The sequence below is a fragment of the Cellulosilyticum sp. genome (assembly GCF_982396655.1).
In genome coordinates this window covers 1-17,545 of record NZ_CEVXFV010000071.1, presented here as the reverse complement: position 1 = coordinate 17,545, position 17,545 = coordinate 1, and the positions used below count along the sequence as shown (strand labels likewise).

The window sequence follows — 17,545 nt, the reverse complement described above, 5'->3', positions numbered from 1 at the left end:
AGAAGAAATACTTCGACTTGGAAAAACTTAGGCTTAAATTAACGGCTATGATATATGTATTATATAAATAATTTAATAGAAACAACCCAATTTATTGAAGCTATTATAATTAAAGATTATAATACATGTACTAATGAGATGAATTGTTCCTATATACAGAGTATGGTGACAGAAGAAGATTTTAAATTGATTCTTGAGAGCAACAAAAATCCTTTAGATTTAGTACAAATAAAAGATATAACTCTATTTGATGATCGAATAAGAATTTTAGGTTCTTGCAAATGGCACATAAATAATGAATTTGGGATTAATTTATATAGGAATCATGAATATAGTATTGGGAATTTGGATGTAATATATTAAAATAAATTTTTCTGTAAGATTTTAGAACCTATATATTTGACTAATCTAAAATAATGGTAGTAGATATGAAAAGGGGATGTTTAAAGAAGCTTATTGGCTATATGAAGAAGGTTTATAATATAGAAAATGGTCTAATGAGATTAACAGATACAAGGGTGAATCCTACTTATAGCACGGCTAGTGTCATACTTCCCGTGCTATTTGGCTTTTTAGTCAGAATAAAAAGTTTTAATGAATTAAAATATCGCTTGCAGAGTGGAGATTTTCAACGGTTAGTTTTAAGTGGGACAAAATTACCACAGATAGATGCTATAAGAAATACGTTGAAAAAGATTGAAATACATGGTCTACAAGAAATTAATAGAGGGATTATTAAAACGAGTATAAGGAATAAACTTGTTCGCCAAGGAACGATAGATGGCTATACCGTAGCAGCTTTAGATGGTACAAGATTATTTGGTAGTCAAAAGAAATCTTGTCATTATTGTGCAACACAAATGAAAAGAAACAGAAAAATAGAGTATAGCCATAATGCTGTATTTATGACATTAGTAGGGCAAAAACCTAGATTAATCATAGATTTTGAAACGTATCAAGGATTAGTAGATAGTAGTAAAAAAGAAGAAGGAGAACTAATGGTTGCTAAAAGTGAAACTTAACATTGTTACATACATGATATGAATGCAGCTACTGCCAATGAAGAAAACATTATAGAAGGTGCACCCGCATTGACCACAGAAAGTAAATTGGCGTGTTTTTATGGTGGGGTGATTTCAATTGTAAAAGAGCAGGACTTTCGCGTCTATATGTTCAAGAGCTAATAAAATCAATGAAATACTTCTAGATATTTATATGTTGCAAAATCCGCATTTTAGGTTCAATAATTGAATGAAAAATGGAAATAATGTATAATTATTTTATTGAATCTAAAATAATAGGAGTAGACATGAAAAGGGGATATTTAAAGAAGCTTATTAGCTATATGAAGAAAGTTTATGATATAGAAAATGGCCTTATGAAATTAACAGATACAAGGATTAATCCTACCTATAGCACGGCAAGTGTCATACTTCCCGTGCTATTTGGGTTTTTAGTTAGAATAAAAAGTTTTAACGAATTAAAATACCGATTGCAGAGCGGAGATTTTAAAGGTTTGGTCTTAAATCAGACAAAATTGCCACAGATAGATACTATAAGAAATACATTGAAAAAAGTTGAAATACAGGGTATTCAAGATATTAATAGAGGGATTATTAAAACCAGTATAAGGAATAAAGTTGTTCGACAAGGAACGATAGATGGGTATACTGTAGCAGCTTTAGATGGCACAAGATTATTTGGCAGTCAAAAGAAATCTTGTAAGCATTGTGCAGCACAAATGAAAAGAAATGGGAAAATAGATTATAGTCATAATGCTGTATTTATGACATTGGTAGGGCAAAAACCGAGGTTAATCATAGATTATGAAATGTATCAAGGACTAGTAGATAGTAGTAAAAAAGAAGAAGGTGAATTAACGGTTGCTAAAAGATTATTAACGCGGGCAACAAAGGAACACAAACATCTATTAGATGTGGTAGTATACGATGCATTAGCAAGTAATAGTGTATGGTTTAATCATTGTATTTCATGTAATGTAATACCAATCGTACAAGTAAAAGGGACACATAATCTAGCAATTAAGGTAGCGAAAACACAGATTAATAAGAGTGAAATCAAAGAAGCGTGGCAAGATCAGAAAAGAAATAGAAAAATTGTGGCCTATGAAGAAAGCTTTTGTTTAAAGGGTGTAGATAAGCCATTAAGACTTGTTAAGTTCCAGCAAAAGAATGCCCAAGGAAAATATACACAAGTAGTTGTTATGACCACAGATTTTACAATAGCACTTCAAACGATTTATAAAATTATTCATGCGAGGTGGGATATAGAAAATAGTATTTTTAATAACTTAAAAACCTATTGTGAACTTGAACATTGTTATATACATGAGATGAATGCAGCTACTGCTATTATATATTTAATGAGTATTGCCTTTAATTTGATGCAAGTATTTATGGCGCGTAGATTAAAACGGAGTAAGCTGACACAAAAGGAAGTAGTAAGATTAGTAGATAAGGAACTTAGTAATTTAAGAAAAAGTAGTACATATCGGTTTAATACTTCTTAGTTCAAAAGGAAAATAGAATAGCGTATTAGAAAATGGGGAAAGGGGAACTTTACCTATTTTCAAGGGAAATAGTGGTTTAAAAGCAAGATTAATGAAAAAGCTCATGAAAAATAATTAAAAGTTAATTTTGGAAAAAGCATAAGCGAAACTGCTCCAGCCCAAGCATTTACAGCAGAAGGTGAAGTTGCCACAACAAATTCTAAATTTAAGGTAATGTATACTTTACCAGAAGCACCAGCACTCACACTTATATCCTCTGTAGATGATAATCAGATTGATGCAAGTGATGCACCTCAAACAATTACATTAACAGCTGAAAGTACAGGCGCTGTAGGAGGAATTGAAAAAGTAGCTATTTATGCAAATGGAGAATTACTTGCTGAAAGTATAGGTGAGAGCTGCGTGGCAACTTATACAACACCTAATGTAGAGATGCAAGAGCCATTAAATGTGAGCTTTACAGCTGTGGCAACACTAACAAATGGTGAGACAAAAACAATTGAACCTTTAAATTATATTGTAAAGTTACCAATACCTATTGCAGAGATAGAAGGCATTAATTTTACATTAGATAATAGCAGCCCGGTTGATGGCAATACGATAGGGATGAAATATACTTTAAGTAATGCTAGCAATCAAGATTTAGATTTATCAAAATTTACAATACGCTATTACTTTACAAAAGAAAATCAAGTAAGTCAAAGCTTTTTCAGTGATAATGCAGGTATTCAATTTAATAAAGCACCGTGGTATCTTAGTGCAACAGAGGCTATAAATTATAAATTTGTAACACTAGATTCAGCAGTAGAAGGTGCGGATACTTATTTGGAAATAGGATTTAAGGAAATAGATGAAAGTTTTTCAGCAGGTACAACATTGAATTTAGAAGCACGTATGGCAAATAGTAACTGGTCAAATTATGATCAAAGTAATGACTTTAGTTTTACAAATGGAGCTGTACTTTTATACAATGATGAAATTGTTCAAGGTACTATGCCACAATAAAAAAATTAAAAAGAATCAATGTATAATTAAGAAGAACTTCCTGTAGAAACCACTGGAAGCGGAATAAAATGATCTAGGATACCAATGGTTTGCATACAACTGCCATCAAATTTAGTCTCAAAGAGTGTAAAAATAAGGTAGTTTGTAGAGGATGTAGATTTTTTGATTAGTGAAGGCCCTGCAACTTGTAAGAATACTTCAGCAAGGCCTTTTTTTGATGTGGTTTGTTGTGATTGATATTGGGTTTGTGCCCATTTTAAGTATTCTTCTTCTGTAGGATTTGTAAACAAGCAGAAGAAGGCAGCTGAAATGAGAAGTAAGGTGGCAATAAGCGGTTTTAAAGAACGCATGAATAAATCCTCCTTTTGATTAATAATTAATAACTTATTGAAGTGTTTCCAGGAAAATGAAAAATATACAATTTCTCATTATAAAACATAAAATTCAGAAAAATATTTACATAATGGAATTTACTGGGTTATAATAAGTAGAACAATTTTAGAAAATGGGGGAGATATAAATGGAGAATCAAATGAGGTTCTTTCAAAAGTTTAAGAATGCTTTATATAATGCAGAAGCATATGCTGTATTTTTAAAGCAAGGATTAGGCAAAGGTATTTTGTACATATTTATTTTATCATTAATTTTAGGTGGGATTATAAGTCTAAAAACAGCCTATGGCTTTAACAAGGGAATCAATGAGTTTATTAATCAATCTGAAGGTGAGCTTCCAAGTTTTCGTATTCAAGATGGCAGACTTTCTGTAGATGCAACGATGCCCATTACTTATAAAGCAGAGGATATGCTCTTTATTATTGATACGGAACAGGATATCGATGATGCGGCTTTAGAAGGCTATAAGCAAGGAATTGTAATTAGTGCAACTAAAATGTATTCTAAAAAAAGCACAGGCCAAGTAGAAATGTTAGAATTTGCAAATTGTAAGGATTTAGAAGTGACGACTACAGATATAGCAGAATTTATAACGCGTATAAGAGGAATAGGTGTTGCTATTATTATTGCATGTGGCACATTATTTAGTTTTATAGGTAAGCTATTAAGTATCTTCATTGTGATGGGAATAGGCGGCATTATTGTAGGTGCACTTGTTCATTGTAAAACAAACTATGAAATGAGCTGTCAATTAGGTGCATATGCCTTAACTGTCCCTATGCTGCTTAAATTTATACTGGGGCTTATCGGTATGACAGTGCCCTATTTTTTCGTTATTTATTATGGAATCGCTTTAGTTTATGTAGGTAGGGCCTTAAAAGCTATTGAAAGACAAACTATTAATTCAGAAAACGCTAATATGAATGTATAAAGGAAAGATTTTCTGTTCATAATCAAAAGGGTGATATTATGAATGAAAATAAAATGATTTATTATACAAAGGTAATGCTTCGTTTAGTTAGTATAGGCATTTCGTGGACAGTTTTAATATTTTTATTAAGGTATATAACTGATTTAGCAGTATGGCTTAAGGCATTATTACTTCTAGGCTTATTAGGTGCCATGTTTTTAAATATTTATAATGGCAGAGAAAATCGCTATAAAGACTTTAAACAACCTATAGAGCAGTTAAGTAAATTAGATGAGGGGAGTTTTTCGTATTTTATAGAAAGACTTTATCGAACATTAGGTTATTATACTAAGGTGCAAGGTAAGAAAGGCCAATTAAAGAAAATACAAGAGCTTGTGCTTGTTAAAAATCAAGAACAAATAGTTATGCAATGCTATAATAAGCAAGAAATAGGTTTAGAAGCTGTTCAGCAGCTTGTAGGGAGAATGAGCTTTTATCCTGAAGGAAGTAAAGGCTATATTTTGTTTTTAGGTACAGCATCTGAAAAGGTTGAACAACTTGCCAGATTAAATGGTATTACTATTATAGAAGGCGGTCAGCTTAAGGCACAGATGTTACAAGCAGCAGACTTGTTAGAAAGTTATTTAGACGGGGCAATAAGTGCCTTTTGGTGCCATCCACTCAAGTGGTTTAGAAAACACTTTTTAGAAGCAGAACCACGTTTTATGAATGATAAAGCATGGCAAGCATGGGTGAAGCTAGAACTCAAAAATAGAGGTTACCGCCTTAATGATACGCAATCACCGCAAGAATACGGGGTACAATTTGTTGCACAAAAAGAAGAGGAGAGTCTTGCTATAAAATGCATTGGTATTAATCACAAGGTCATGTCAGCAGACCTCAATGCCTTAAAAGCAAGCATCCCATTTTATAAAGGCACTAATGCAATGCTCTTTACAAATAGCCATGTCTCCTATAAGGAAAGGCGATTAGCTAAAAAACTTCAAATAGAACTTTTAACCTTTGATGAGTGTCTTAAATGGTTTAAATAAAAACAGGCATGAATATTTTTAGTATTCATGCCTGTTTTTTATAATTTTTATACAAACCTTCTAAGAATAGAAGGAACTGGTACGGCTACAGGAACTTTGAATTTTACAATCTGCATTGGATGTGGTGCAGATTCAATAGATTCACCATCTTCATTCCACATTTCTTCAATTGTTGTTGTGATAAAGTCACCATGTGGAATTAAAATTTCAACTTCATTGCCTACAGAGAATTTACGACGTTGTTCTACAGTAATCATACCTGTTTCAGCGTCATAATCACGAATAACACCTGAGAATTCATAGTTTCTGACATATGAGTTATGGCCATAAGTTTGATCTTTAGAAGTTGGTTTATGTTCATAGAAACCAGTTGTAAATTGACGATGGCTTGCTTTACTTACTTCTTGAAGGAAGTAAGCTTTTTTAGCTTCATATTCAGCTGGATCTCTGAAGTAAGTATCAATAGCATCGCGATAAGCTTTTACAACTGTTGCTACATAAAGAGGTGTTTTCATACGGCCTTCGATTTTAAAGCTATATACACCAGCTTCTACAAGCTGAGGAATGTATTCAATCATACAAAGGTCGCGTGAGTTGTAAATATAAGTACCACGTTCATCTTCTTCTACAGGCATATATTCACCTGGTCTTGTTTCTTCAACAACATGATATTTCCAACGGCATGGTTGGGCACATTCTCCATGATTCGCATCACGATTTGTCATGTAGTTACTAAGTAAGCAGCGTCCTGAATAGGCCATACACATTGCACCATGTACGAATGATTCAATATCAATATCTTCTGGAATATTATCGTGCATTGCTTTGATTTCTTCAAATGAAAGCTCACGAGCAGTTACAATACGTTTTGCACCTTGTTTTGCCCAAAAGAGTGCAGTATGGAAGTTTGTATTATTAGCTTGTGTTGAAATATGAACTTCCATATCAGGAAGTACTTCACGTACAACGCTAAATACACCTGGGTCTGCAACGATTAATGCATCTACGCCCATATCAGCAAGGCCTAAGAAATATTCTTTCATACCTTCAAAGTCTTGATGGTGTGCGAAAATATTAACTGTTACATAGACTTGTACACCATGCGCATGGGCAAAAGCAATCCCTTCACGCATTTCGTCTTCTGTAAAGTTTTTTGCTTTTGCACGAAGTCCATATTGGCTTCCGCCAATGTAAACTGCATCTGCACCATAAAGTACAGCTACTTTTAAATTTTCTAAGCTTCCTGCAGGTGCAAGAAGTTCTACTTTTTTAGTTCTCATTTTCTGTCCCTCCGATTTTGTAACTTAGGGCAATCCCATCACCAAATGGTAAAACACTAGATTTTAACTCTGGTGTATGCATAATTGTCCATAAAAAATCACGTAGTCTTGAATGGGTTGTACGTTGTCTACGCTCAATTAAGTAACGTGACTTAGCGACAGCCCCCTTGTGTAATACATTATCTGTAATCAGTAAGCCGTTTGGTTTTAATAATCTAATACATTCTGGTAAAAAGTTAATATATTGTCCTTTGGCACAATCCATGAAAATAACATCATAGCTTTCACTAGGAAGTGTGAGAAGTGTTTCAGCTGCATCTCCTACAATGATTTGAATTGTATCTTCAAGTCCAGCTTTTTTAATGTTTTTTTCAGCTTGTTTTAGCATATATGGAAAACGCTCAAGCGTTGTAATATGTCCACCTTCTGGGAGGCATTCACTCATTAAAATAGAAGAGTAGCCTACTGCGGTTCCGATTTCTAAAATTTCTTTTGGTTTCATAAGGGATAATATTACTTTCATAAAGTCTGCAACTTCAGGTTTAATAATTGGCCATGTTTCCTCTCCCATGGCAATTGCAGTTTCAATTTCTGCTAAGATAGGATTTTGTGGTGGTGTATGAAGTGCACGAATATATTCAACAATGTAGCTATAATTAATTTCGCTCATAAAAAGTCCCTTTCTAAAATGTTCTCCTATGTCAATATAAAGGAAAATACGTTTGAATTCAAGTGGTATTTGAAAAACAAGCAAAAAAGGGGCCTTAAAACCCCTTTAAAAAGTTTATTCATAAAAATTTTTGTCGATACTTTGTTTATATTGCGTTTTCGCTTTATTATGATCTTCAGCGGTTTCACTGAAGCGATGTGATCCTGTTTCATTATCGGCAACAACAAAATAATAATAATCATGAACTTCTGGTAAAAGAGCAGCTTCAAAGCTTGCTTCACCAGGATTACAAATTGGTCCGGGGGGTAAACCTGTATAAAGATACGTATTGTAAGGGCTATCTACTTTTAAATCATCAAAAGAAAGGTTTACCTTACGCTTGTCCAAAAGATATTGGATAGTAGAGCACATTTGCAAGTTAATGTGTGCATCTAAACGATTATAAATGACACCAGATATAGTAGCACGCTCTTCAGGGAGCTTGGCTTCGCCTTCTACCATAGAAGCAATGGAGAGAATTTCATGTAAGCTATAGTTCGTATTAGCTAGATAGGTATTGTATTTATCAGTAATCTCTTTAAAACGTGTGAGCATTTTTACTATAATTTCTTCAGGTGTAGCCCCTTTTCTAACAATATAGGTATCTGGGAATAGATAGCCTTCTAATTTATAAGTAACATTCTCTGGAATATCTTTTAGAAAGTCATAGTCATAGGTCCTATTTTGAACAGCATCTAAAAAAACTGTACTTTCTACAATGCCTTCAGAGTCTAATTTTGCGGCAATTTGCGGAATAGTATAACCTTCTGGAATCATAAAGCGAACAGTTTCTTCTTCATCCGTGATATCAGTTGTAAGCATGGCTAAAATTTCACTACTTGACATGTTGCTACTTACTGTATATTCCCCTGGCTTAAAAGGTGGCTTCACTTTTGCTAAGAAGGCTTCTACTTTAAAATAAGGGATGTTTGAAATAAATCCGTTTTCTTTTAAGTGATGAGCTAATTTATGGAGTGAGGTATCGGCATCTATTTCGAGAGTCATTTCAGAAATTGCTTCATTTGCTTCACGACTTGCTTCTTGGGCTAAAATACGGGAAGTGTAGTTATAGCTGGAATAAAGCGCAATGATACTTCCTAAGAGAAGAAGTACGGAAGTAACTAGACTAAAAATCATGCTTCCAATCACGCGTAACTTAGTATGTCTTTTTGCCATAGTATTCTCCTTATAAATGATATGGCACTATATAATAAAAGAATCTATTTTATAATGCACTTATTTTATAAAAATTATAACTATTTTCCAAAAATATTTCAACATATTGGCTTTAAATATACTAATTATTTAGAAATTAATAAAGAGGATGTTGCAAAATAACTAATGTTAATTTGCAATCTCCTCTCTAAAATTTAAAGCGATATGAGTTAAGATGTTTGAAGAAAAAGTATATTTTAAGAGTAGGTAATGAATACAGGCTGTTTTTGTGTACCTTCTAATGCTAGGGCGATGGTTTCTGGTGCTTTCGTTAAGTCTGATACAAGAGAGAAAGGTTTTTTAACCACATCATCTTGACCTAGTGGTACAAAGAAAATATTTTTCTTTTCTAAAAGATGCCCAATATTTTTAAGACTACCGCTAATACCATCATTGCTAGCGAGAGCAATAATGATAGGTTTACCATTTCTTAGAAGTGATTTCGCAGCAAGTAACACAGGTGTGTCTGTAATGCTATAAGCAAGCTTTGCTAAGGTATTACCCGTACAAGGTGCAATAATTAATGCATCAATGAGTGATTTAGGTCCAAGTGGTTCTGCATCTACATTTGTATGGATAATTGTTTTATTTGTAATGGATTCAATTTTAAAGTTAATATCTGTCGCATCTCCGAAACGTGTAGAAGTTGCATAAGCATTAGTGGACATAATAGGAAAAACATTGATTCCCATATCCACTAAATCTTTCATTAAAATAAGTGCTTTTGAAAAAGTACAAAACGAGCCGCACATAGCAAACCCTAAGTTTAATCCTTTTAAGTCTTTCATAGAGAAGCCCCCTGATCACGTAAAATGAGTAAAAGACATTGGTATAAAATATCAGCAGCACTTTTTGGAGCTACAATACCAGGAAGTGATGGTGCAGGTATATGCAGTATGCCACGTTCATGACAGTAATTAATATCTATACCGCCAGGTACAGAAGCAAGTTCAATATATACAGCCTCAGGATTAAAAGCATCGATTTCAGTCTTATTTAAAATAACAACAGGAATTGTATTAAAGATAAAATCAAACCTACCTAAGTGAGGTGTAAGCTCGTTTAAAGGAATAGCTTCGTATCCATAAGTACTAATAAAAGAAAGGTCAGTAGTAGAACGTGCTTCTACAGCTACATGTGCACCTAGACCATGAAGTTTATAAGCTAATATTTTACCGCAACGTCCGAAGCCTAGAACTAGGCAATGACTATTGTGGAGTGTGATTTCACTATTTTGCATAGCATATTGTATAGCCCCTTCAGCAGTGGGAATAGCATTTGCTATTGTTACAAGGTGTCGCACCCCTTCACGTACCAAATATTTGAATATCTAAGCTTTCACCATCCCATACAATTTGTTCTACAACACTTCGAATAATAGAGCGCTGTATTTTAATATCATCTGTCTCTTTAAGTGATTTAAGGGCATTTAATGAATTTGCTATAAGCTGCATATTTAATGAATTAACCTCACTATTTGATTTACTACTATTAAGTTTTTTCATACGTTCTTTAAGTTCAATTTGTTCTTTATCTAAATCTTTAAGTTTATTAATAAAGTGATGTGAAAGAGAGACATCTACTTGTGAGAGCTGTTCCATTACATTATTGATAGCTTTTTGATTAGCTTCGAGTTCATTCTGAAGTGCATTAATTTGTAAGTTAATATCTGCTAAATCTTCTGCAATAGCTATGTTATTAGTTTTAATGGTCTTACGTATAAATGAATCTTCATCTGTAAGTTTTAATAAGTATTCCATAACATCAGCATCTGCTTCTTGCCCAATAATGTTAGGGCAGTTACAAAGTTTACGTCTTGTTAATTCTTTTGTATGGCATACATATGTGAATGCAGTTTTGCCAGTTATAGCGCTTGGCTTGCCTTTTTTTAGGCGCATTGATTTACCACAATTTTTACATTTAATAAGTCCTGCAAGTAAACCATAGTTAGCATCTTGACCACTAAAGAAACTCTTTGATGTGTTATTTCCAAGTATCTTTTGAACAAGTACCCATCTTGCTCCAGTAAGTAGAGGTGTATGCTTACCTATAGCTGCAATCCACTGTGTATGGTCTTTAGATTGAGTTTTTTTACCTATCTTTTCATTCTTGTTATAAATCATCATGCCATATTCCCCAGTGAACTCCTTACGATCATTACAAATTTCACAACCTATTTCTTCTAAATAATCATATAGAGCCTCATCAGCAGCAGCATATACTGGATTAGTTAAAATATTTTTAATGGTATCAGGAACATAGTTACAATTGTTTTTAGTAAGAATATTATTGGTGAGTAAATAACCTTCTACACCACGTAAACTTTTAACTTCCATAAATTTATTGTAAATTGTGCTGACAACTAACAATTCTTCTTTAATTGGTACCAGCTTATACATTTTTTTAAGATGCATATCAGCATCATAATATTCAATTGGTTCAGATATAAAACCTGTAGGTGTAATACCACCAAGCCAGCGCCCAGTACGTGATAAGGCAAGCATATTATCACGTATACGTTCAGCAATTGTTTCACGTTCAAGTTGTGCAAATACCATACTAATATTGAGCATGGCACGTCCTATAGGTGTTGTAGTATCAAATTGTTCTTTTACAGATATGAAGTTTATGCCATGCGCTTGAAGTAGGTCATACGTATTGCTAAAATCAGATACACTACGAGAAACACGGTCTAGTCTATAACAAATAAGTGTATCAAACTCGCTTTTTTGAGCAGATTTAAGAAGCTTTTGAAACTCTGGACGTTGTGTGTTACCACCACTAAATCCTTCATCTTTAAAAATAATAAATTCTGCATCAGCAGCAGAAGAGTAGTTATTAATATAATCCATACATGTATTAATTTGATTATCTACTGATTCGCCTTTATCAGTCATTTTTGATTTACGTGCGTAAATTGCTATTTTCATTTTGTGCCTCCTACTAATGTTAATTACTTTATTATATTTAAATTTTGTTATGTATAGAAGGGGTATAATGTAGAAAAACAAGTTGTGTGTATAATGTGAATAATATATAATTATTTTAAAAGAATAAGGGGGAATAGATATTATGGACGAAGAAGAAGAGTTAGAGTTTGACACGAGTAATAAAGGATTTCTACGAAAACTATTTATAATTGACGTATTTAAAAAGTATGGCATTGTATATGGTATTATAGCCTTAGTTGTTTTACTATGTAATATCGTATTGCTTATACCAGGTGCTTTGATGATTGGATTTAAGATTGTAGATAAAGTAATTAATTTTCTAAGTGGTGGAAATCAAGTTGTTGCTGAATGTTATTGGGCATATTTAGGTATATCGCTTATAGGCATCTTTGCAATTTGGTTGACTATTAAAATATGTGATAGAGTATTTGCAACGAATACAAAAAAGGCTCGAACAATTTAGTTCGAGTCTTTTTTGATGCATACAATATCTCCAATATCAACACCTAAATAATTAGCAATACGTTCTAGGCTTTTTAAGTCAACATATTCTTCTCTTACAAATTTTCTACGTGTTGGTTGAGATATAATATCTGCCTTCACAAGATCTTTCCATTCAATATTTCTTTTTGCCATTTCAATTCGTAATCTCTCATATGTAACGGCCATATATTTGCTCCTTTCTTTATATGTATATTTTACTATATTTTTGAATTTTAACAATAAATTATTAAATCGATTTTTATATTAAATATAAAATGAGTCATAAAGTGAAACGCTCGTTGCATATTATGAATCGTAAATAAAATTTATTTAAAAATTAAATAAAAAATGGAGGGATTTTATGAATAGAACGTTTAATTTATCTGTAGAAGCTATTGAAGTGCTGCAAACCAAAGATAATAAAAGTAGCTACATCAATGAATTGATTTTGAGAGATAAGGCTATTATGAGCGATAAGGTTACGCCAGAGACGCTTAATATTGTTTTTAATATGCTTAAGAGCATAGAAGATCACATTGTGAATTATAGGAGGGATGTATGATGGGTATCACATTAGCTGAAGGGATGGCACTTGTATTTAAGATTGGAGCATTTGTACTTATAGTATCTATAGTAGATGCTTTACTAGAAGAAGCAGGTAAAAAGGAATGGATAGTAAAGGTGAATATTATTGCAGGTGTAACGTGTGTAATGACGATTTTTAAAGTTGTAAAGGATGCATTTGATATCATTCAAGTGTTTAGCAATATGGTGAATTAGGAGTAGGGCGTATGGGTAGAAATCGGTGCAAAAAAATACGAGCCTAGGGCGAAGCGAGTAGGCGAGTAAATGAGTAAAAATTATGCATATGAGACATTGAAACACATAAATCATGGTGTACAAATGGATTGAATACTGGTGTGTATAGTGGAATGTATAGGGGGAATAAGTTATGAATAGTAAATTAGTAACAACATATGTAGGTGGTATGCTAATGATAGGAGCACATAGTATGATGCCAATATTAATAGTACCAGGTATAGTTGCAGTAACTGGTTGTTTAGTACTTAGTGCGTTAGATCTTAGGCAAGATGAAAAAAAGATATGGTTAAACTTAGGGGTAGTCAATAAAGAAGGTGCTACACCTAAGCGCATTGTATGTCGTAAGGCTGGAGATAATATTGAATATGTGTACGCTTTACCAATGGGGCTGAGTTATAGTGATATTGCAAAGCATAAAGAAGCCCTAGAGAATAGTTTTAAAAGCAGCTTATTAATTCAAAAGGATAAATACTATGTTATTATTACCAAAGTTAAAAGTAGTTATCCTGAAAAGTGCGTTATGGACTTTAAAAATAATATTAGTGGGAAGTGTATCTTCAATATAGGTATAGATATGAAGGGAAATCCTGTGAGGTTAGATTTAACAGGTACAGAAATGCATACAGGCGTATTTGGATCTACAGGTACAGGTAAAAGCGTTTTTCTAAATATCATTATGTTACAGATTATACTTAATAGTTGGGAAGTACGCATTGTAGATTTAAAGGGTGGCGTAGAGTTTGGTATGTATAGGAAGTATCCTAAACTAAGTAAATTTGCAATAAAAATAGATGCAGCTATTAAGATCCTATCTGAAACATTAGAATTAATGGAAAAACGCTATGCTAAAATTTTAAGTTCAGGTTGCAAATCTTTTAAGGAGTATAATAAGAAATATAGAGATATGCAACCAGTATTTTTAATCATTGATGAGTATAATGGCTTAATTGAAAGTAAAGAAGCAAAGAAAATGTTATTTGAACTTTTAAGTCGTGCAAGAGCAGCGAATATTATTATTTTTGTATGTACCCAGCGTCCATCTGCTGATGTGCTACCAGGTAATATTAAGTGTAACCTTAAAAACATTGTTTCTTTTCACGTGGAGACGGATATTGATTCAGAGATTGTAACAAGTCAGAAGGGGAATTATATAGCAAGCCGTGACTTGAAAGCGCCTGGAGAGGGCTTTATAAAGATTGGTGGAGCTATTAAATTATTTAAGTCATACTATCTAACTGACAAAGAAATTCTTGAACAAATAGGTGATAAGCTTACAGGAAAAAGCATTATAGAAAGTTATGAGCGTAATAGTTATAAGCAGCAGGTACCACAAAAAGATATAGAAAGTCTTAGAAAGCTTATATGACAGAGCGTGATTTAAAAGTTGTTGAATTTGTAAGTGCTAATCCCTGTAAGAGTGATGTTATTTATAAGTTATTTTACCCAAGTTATAGAGTAGCCATGCGGCGACTTAATAAATTGGTGGAGTATGGCCACTTAAAACGATTTAGAGAATCACCCAATGAGCAGTACTTTTATTATGCCAAACAAAGGCCACGTCAAATAGAGCACCTTAATATAGCAGCTAAAACAATATTATATGCCAGATCACTTGGATATGAAGTTATAGAGTTTAGGAGAGAGGTTAAATTAGATAATATTAGGCCAGATGCAATTATGGCATTACAGAAAGGTAATGAAGTAGGGATATTAATTGTAGAGGTAGAGCGTTTTAATAATTCATTAAAGAAAAAGCTTAAGAGCTACGAGCAGATCTACAAGGAGAGGAAGTATTTTAGTAAGTTTAAGATATTGTATATTAGCAACTTCAAGGTAAGCAATGATGTGATAGATATTGTAAATATAAAGTTTAATGAAATAAATAAACTATAAAAGCAGAGAAATATACCCATATAAAAATGTGTATATTTCTCTAAATTTTATAGTTTAATTTATACTGGATTATTATTAATAGAAAAATTTATTGCATTTTTTATTGTTTCACGGATTAATTTAAAATCAAAACTATTTGTTACACCTTCAATTTTCAAGATTTTAAATAAATCTTCATGATTATATTTGATAAATAATTTACCAATAGCATTATTTAAAAATGCAGATGTAAAATTAGGTAAAGATGATAAATCTATTCTAATAGAAGAATACTCCTTGGAATCTAGTATTTGGCAAATGTAGTTAAATATAATATCACCTTCACTTGGACGTTCGCCTGTTGGTTTTTTTACATTTTTTGTTTCTAGTATGTGATATAAATCTAATTTAATTTCGTTATTATTATACATGCGATATCCCTCCGTCATTAATATATACATCAGTTTTTGAAATAATAACTAAGTTATATAATAAAATTATATGAAGTTTTCCCTCAATTAATTTAAAATATTCATTAATATGTGGCAATATACTTCTTATATGAGTTAATAAAGTTATTTTTTTGTTAGCAGTAATTTTTTGTAATTCTTTTGTTATTTTTTTATTTGAGTAATCATTTATAAAGCAATTAAATTCCTTTTCTATATCTTTTATATCCAAATTATCTAAATTAGGAGATATATGTAGAGGAGAAGTGATTTTTAGTAAAGAATATAAATTTTTATCATATACATATAATGGGTCTTTTGAATTATCAAGACTATATGTTGTAAATAAAGCTAAATTATCACTAAACCTGTCGACATAATTGCTTAAATCATCTGATAAATTTAGTTCGTTATTTTTATATGTTTTGCAAGATGCATATATTATACCATCAAAGTTATTTTCTTGGCAATGCTGAGCCACTAATTGAGGAAGTACATATTCTTCTATAAAAAAAGGTTCTGATATTGTTTTATGTAGATTAAAACTACAACAAGATGCTAATATCATAAGGATAAACTTACTTTTTACATCTAATACGGCATTAGATTCATTAAAATCATTATTGTCTGTAGATATAATCATATTGTTAATCATAGAAGAGATATATTCAGGAGTATCTACTTTAGTTGTTGTAGTTTGTATAAAATCCATATTGCAGTCATCATTGATTGATATAGAATTAAAGTAATTACAAAAATCAAGTATTTTACGTGGTGTACTATCAGACTTTAATAAAAAAGAACATATATTTAACTTATTTAATGTATCAATATCTTCACGAGATATATTAAGTTCATTAAATACACCCAATGGAGAACTTGATAGATATAGAATTGGTTGTCCTCCGAGGCTATATCTTTGATTCTTTATTAGATATCTTTTGTTAAATGGAATATGATACATATCCCATTCTGATAGAGGTATATTAGATAATCTTCCTCTAAAGAAAATATCATCATCAATATATCTTGTAAATTCATGTAAGTTATATTGTTTAAACAATGTTTCCAAACATTTCATTGAATCTACGGTATTAGAATTTACCCATAAAACATATATATTATGTATTTGAGTAAATACATTACGTATTTCATCTGTACCTATTTCCATTAACCGTTTATTTAGTATGTGAAAACCTTGATGATTTTCACATAGCCCCAAAGAAGAATGTTGATTAAATGATGAAATAAAGTTTTCCATGTAATGTGTTATTGTATGTTCAAAACTTGGACCTTGCATTTGAGAAACAGTTCGTAAATGAAATTGAAATTTATCTTTGCAAAAGCAGATTAAACACATTTTATATGCCTCCTTCAGTGGAAATTATGTCATTTAATGTAAAAATCATAGTAGGTGAAATATCATCAATTAGAATATTTGATAATGCATTAACCTTAAAAGACGCTGATATTAATGAGCCAGGAAATTCATATTGATTATCGAAAGCTATTGTTGGTTTATTCGATTCGATAGAGTATAGGCCTTTACCAGAACATATAGATAAATATCCGTTACTATTCTTAATTAAATTATGTAAGAAGTATAGACCCATTCCACCAGGAATAGTTTTTTTTGAGGACATTCCCTTAGTTAAGACTAATGATATATACTCATGGTCAGATTTTAAAAGAAGGCCTAATTTACTTTTAACATTATCTTTAAATGATATCCCTCTATTGCAGATTGTAAATTTTAGTATGTCTGAATTTTTATCATAATACCCTGCAAAGAATATTTCTTTATCTTTAAAGACATTTTTTTCAGGATGTGTACGAGCATGCATTTGAACATTTAAAAATATTTCCATTAATAC

General features: G+C 31.8%; 23 protein-coding genes. 12 read left to right on the top strand and 11 right to left on the bottom strand.

Features of this window, described 5'->3' with window-relative positions:
- Window positions 1-162: 162 nt before the first annotated feature.
- The 5 genes from AC1VAQ_RS19170 to AC1VAQ_RS19150 all read left to right on the top strand — a co-directional run bounded on the left by AC1VAQ_RS19170 (window position 163) and on the right by AC1VAQ_RS19150 (window position 3,535).
- Window positions 163-363, top strand: coding sequence for a hypothetical protein (locus AC1VAQ_RS19170; protein ID WP_479904417.1), 201 nt, complete (start codon window positions 163-165; stop codon window positions 361-363).
- Window positions 364-416: 53 nt separating this feature from the next.
- Window positions 417-1,022 (top strand): hypothetical protein, encoded by a 606-nt coding sequence (locus AC1VAQ_RS19165; RefSeq protein WP_479904416.1) that lies wholly within the window; start codon window positions 417-419, stop codon window positions 1,020-1,022.
- Window positions 1,023-1,040: 18 nt separating this feature from the next.
- A complete protein-coding gene (locus AC1VAQ_RS19160) occupies window positions 1,041-1,184 on the top strand; it encodes a PAAR-like protein (protein ID WP_479904415.1) in 144 nt (47 codons plus the stop codon).
- 125 nt (window positions 1,185-1,309) lie between these two features.
- On the top strand, window positions 1,310-2,530 hold the full coding sequence (locus AC1VAQ_RS19155; RefSeq protein ID WP_302597033.1) for a transposase: 1,221 nt from the start codon (window positions 1,310-1,312) through the stop codon (window positions 2,528-2,530).
- Between the two features lie 213 nt (window positions 2,531-2,743).
- The gene (locus AC1VAQ_RS19150; protein ID WP_302597035.1) at window positions 2,744-3,535 is read left to right on the top strand and encodes a cellulose binding domain-containing protein; all 792 of its coding nucleotides are present in this window, start codon (window positions 2,744-2,746) and stop codon (window positions 3,533-3,535) included.
- 26 nt (window positions 3,536-3,561) lie between these two features.
- On the opposite strand, the gene AC1VAQ_RS19145 is transcribed toward AC1VAQ_RS19150, so the two are convergent.
- Window positions 3,562-3,885: a hypothetical protein gene (locus tag AC1VAQ_RS19145; protein ID WP_302597036.1), complete on the bottom strand. Its 324-nt coding sequence runs from the start codon at window positions 3,883-3,885 to the stop codon at window positions 3,562-3,564.
- A 170-nt stretch (window positions 3,886-4,055) separates the two neighbouring features.
- Here AC1VAQ_RS19145 and AC1VAQ_RS19140 point away from each other — a divergent pair, with 170 nt between their 5' ends.
- Complete coding sequence (locus tag AC1VAQ_RS19140) at window positions 4,056-4,859, top strand: DUF1189 domain-containing protein (protein ID WP_302597037.1); 804 nt, start codon at window positions 4,056-4,058, stop codon at window positions 4,857-4,859.
- Window positions 4,860-4,897: 38 nt separating this feature from the next.
- Window positions 4,898-5,890 carry a restriction endonuclease gene (locus AC1VAQ_RS19135; RefSeq protein WP_302597038.1) on the top strand — a complete coding sequence of 331 codons (993 nt, stop codon included), beginning with the start codon at window positions 4,898-4,900 and terminating at the stop codon, window positions 5,888-5,890.
- Window positions 5,891-5,937: 47 nt separating this feature from the next.
- On the opposite strand, the gene AC1VAQ_RS19130 is transcribed toward AC1VAQ_RS19135, so the two are convergent.
- The 6 genes from AC1VAQ_RS19130 to AC1VAQ_RS19105 all read right to left on the bottom strand — a co-directional run bounded on the left by AC1VAQ_RS19130 (window position 5,938) and on the right by AC1VAQ_RS19105 (window position 12,024).
- Window positions 5,938-7,170, bottom strand: a complete 1,233-nt coding sequence (locus tag AC1VAQ_RS19130; protein ID WP_479904414.1) for a peptidase U32 family protein — start codon at window positions 7,168-7,170, stop codon at window positions 5,938-5,940.
- Window positions 7,160-7,840 carry an O-methyltransferase gene (locus AC1VAQ_RS19125; protein WP_302597041.1) on the bottom strand — a complete coding sequence of 227 codons (681 nt, stop codon included), beginning with the start codon at window positions 7,838-7,840 and terminating at the stop codon, window positions 7,160-7,162. Before AC1VAQ_RS19125 ends, AC1VAQ_RS19130 begins: the two co-directional genes overlap by 11 nt.
- A gap of 114 nt (window positions 7,841-7,954) precedes the next feature.
- A complete protein-coding gene (gene mltG, locus AC1VAQ_RS19120) occupies window positions 7,955-9,055 on the bottom strand; it encodes an endolytic transglycosylase MltG (RefSeq protein WP_479904413.1) in 1,101 nt (366 codons plus the stop codon).
- A 236-nt stretch (window positions 9,056-9,291) separates the two neighbouring features.
- Window positions 9,292-9,882, bottom strand: coding sequence for a dipicolinate synthase subunit B (locus AC1VAQ_RS19115; protein WP_303243936.1), 591 nt, complete (start codon window positions 9,880-9,882; stop codon window positions 9,292-9,294).
- A complete protein-coding gene (locus tag AC1VAQ_RS19110; protein WP_479904412.1) occupies window positions 9,879-10,412 on the bottom strand; it encodes an NAD(P)-dependent oxidoreductase in 534 nt (177 codons plus the stop codon). The genes AC1VAQ_RS19115 and AC1VAQ_RS19110 overlap by 4 nt, the downstream gene beginning before the upstream one ends.
- Entirely contained in the window at window positions 10,402-12,024 is a 1,623-nt protein-coding gene (locus AC1VAQ_RS19105) for a recombinase family protein (protein ID WP_479904411.1), read from the bottom strand. The genes AC1VAQ_RS19110 and AC1VAQ_RS19105 overlap by 11 nt, the downstream gene beginning before the upstream one ends.
- A 142-nt stretch (window positions 12,025-12,166) precedes the next feature.
- Between AC1VAQ_RS19105 and AC1VAQ_RS19100 the strand changes: the two genes are divergently transcribed.
- A complete protein-coding gene (locus tag AC1VAQ_RS19100; RefSeq protein ID WP_479904410.1) occupies window positions 12,167-12,508 on the top strand; it encodes a hypothetical protein in 342 nt (113 codons plus the stop codon).
- Here AC1VAQ_RS19100 and AC1VAQ_RS19095 read toward each other — a convergent pair.
- A complete protein-coding gene (locus AC1VAQ_RS19095) occupies window positions 12,505-12,714 on the bottom strand; it encodes a helix-turn-helix domain-containing protein (RefSeq protein WP_479904409.1) in 210 nt (69 codons plus the stop codon). The two genes, AC1VAQ_RS19100 and AC1VAQ_RS19095, sit on opposite strands and share 4 nt — an antisense overlap.
- Window positions 12,715-12,889: 175 nt before the next feature.
- Between AC1VAQ_RS19095 and AC1VAQ_RS19090 the strand changes: the two genes are divergently transcribed.
- The 4 genes from AC1VAQ_RS19090 (at window position 12,890) to AC1VAQ_RS19075 (ending at window position 15,243) form a co-directional block, all read left to right on the top strand.
- On the top strand, window positions 12,890-13,090 hold the full coding sequence (locus tag AC1VAQ_RS19090; RefSeq protein WP_479904408.1) for a hypothetical protein: 201 nt from the start codon (window positions 12,890-12,892) through the stop codon (window positions 13,088-13,090).
- Window positions 13,087-13,308, top strand: a complete 222-nt coding sequence (locus tag AC1VAQ_RS19085) for a SpoIIIAC/SpoIIIAD family protein (RefSeq protein WP_479904407.1) — start codon at window positions 13,087-13,089, stop codon at window positions 13,306-13,308. Before AC1VAQ_RS19090 ends, AC1VAQ_RS19085 begins: the two co-directional genes overlap by 4 nt.
- 172 nt (window positions 13,309-13,480) lie before the next feature.
- Window positions 13,481-14,716, top strand: a complete 1,236-nt coding sequence (locus AC1VAQ_RS19080) for an FtsK/SpoIIIE domain-containing protein (RefSeq protein WP_479904406.1) — start codon at window positions 13,481-13,483, stop codon at window positions 14,714-14,716.
- Complete coding sequence (locus AC1VAQ_RS19075; protein ID WP_479904405.1) at window positions 14,713-15,243, top strand: hypothetical protein; 531 nt, start codon at window positions 14,713-14,715, stop codon at window positions 15,241-15,243. The genes AC1VAQ_RS19080 and AC1VAQ_RS19075 overlap by 4 nt, the downstream gene beginning before the upstream one ends.
- A 59-nt stretch (window positions 15,244-15,302) precedes the next feature.
- Here the strand turns inward: AC1VAQ_RS19075 and AC1VAQ_RS19070 are convergent, their stop codons facing one another.
- The 3 genes from AC1VAQ_RS19070 to AC1VAQ_RS19060 form a co-directional block, all read right to left on the bottom strand.
- Complete coding sequence (locus AC1VAQ_RS19070; RefSeq protein ID WP_479904404.1) at window positions 15,303-15,653, bottom strand: STAS-like domain-containing protein; 351 nt, start codon at window positions 15,651-15,653, stop codon at window positions 15,303-15,305.
- Entirely contained in the window at window positions 15,646-17,031 is a 1,386-nt protein-coding gene (locus AC1VAQ_RS19065) for a hypothetical protein (RefSeq protein ID WP_479904403.1), read from the bottom strand. Before AC1VAQ_RS19065 ends, AC1VAQ_RS19070 begins: the two co-directional genes overlap by 8 nt.
- Before the next feature lies 1 nt (window position 17,032).
- A partial coding sequence (locus tag AC1VAQ_RS19060) for a hypothetical protein (RefSeq protein WP_479904402.1) occupies window positions 17,033-17,545 on the bottom strand: 513 nt, incomplete at its 5' end.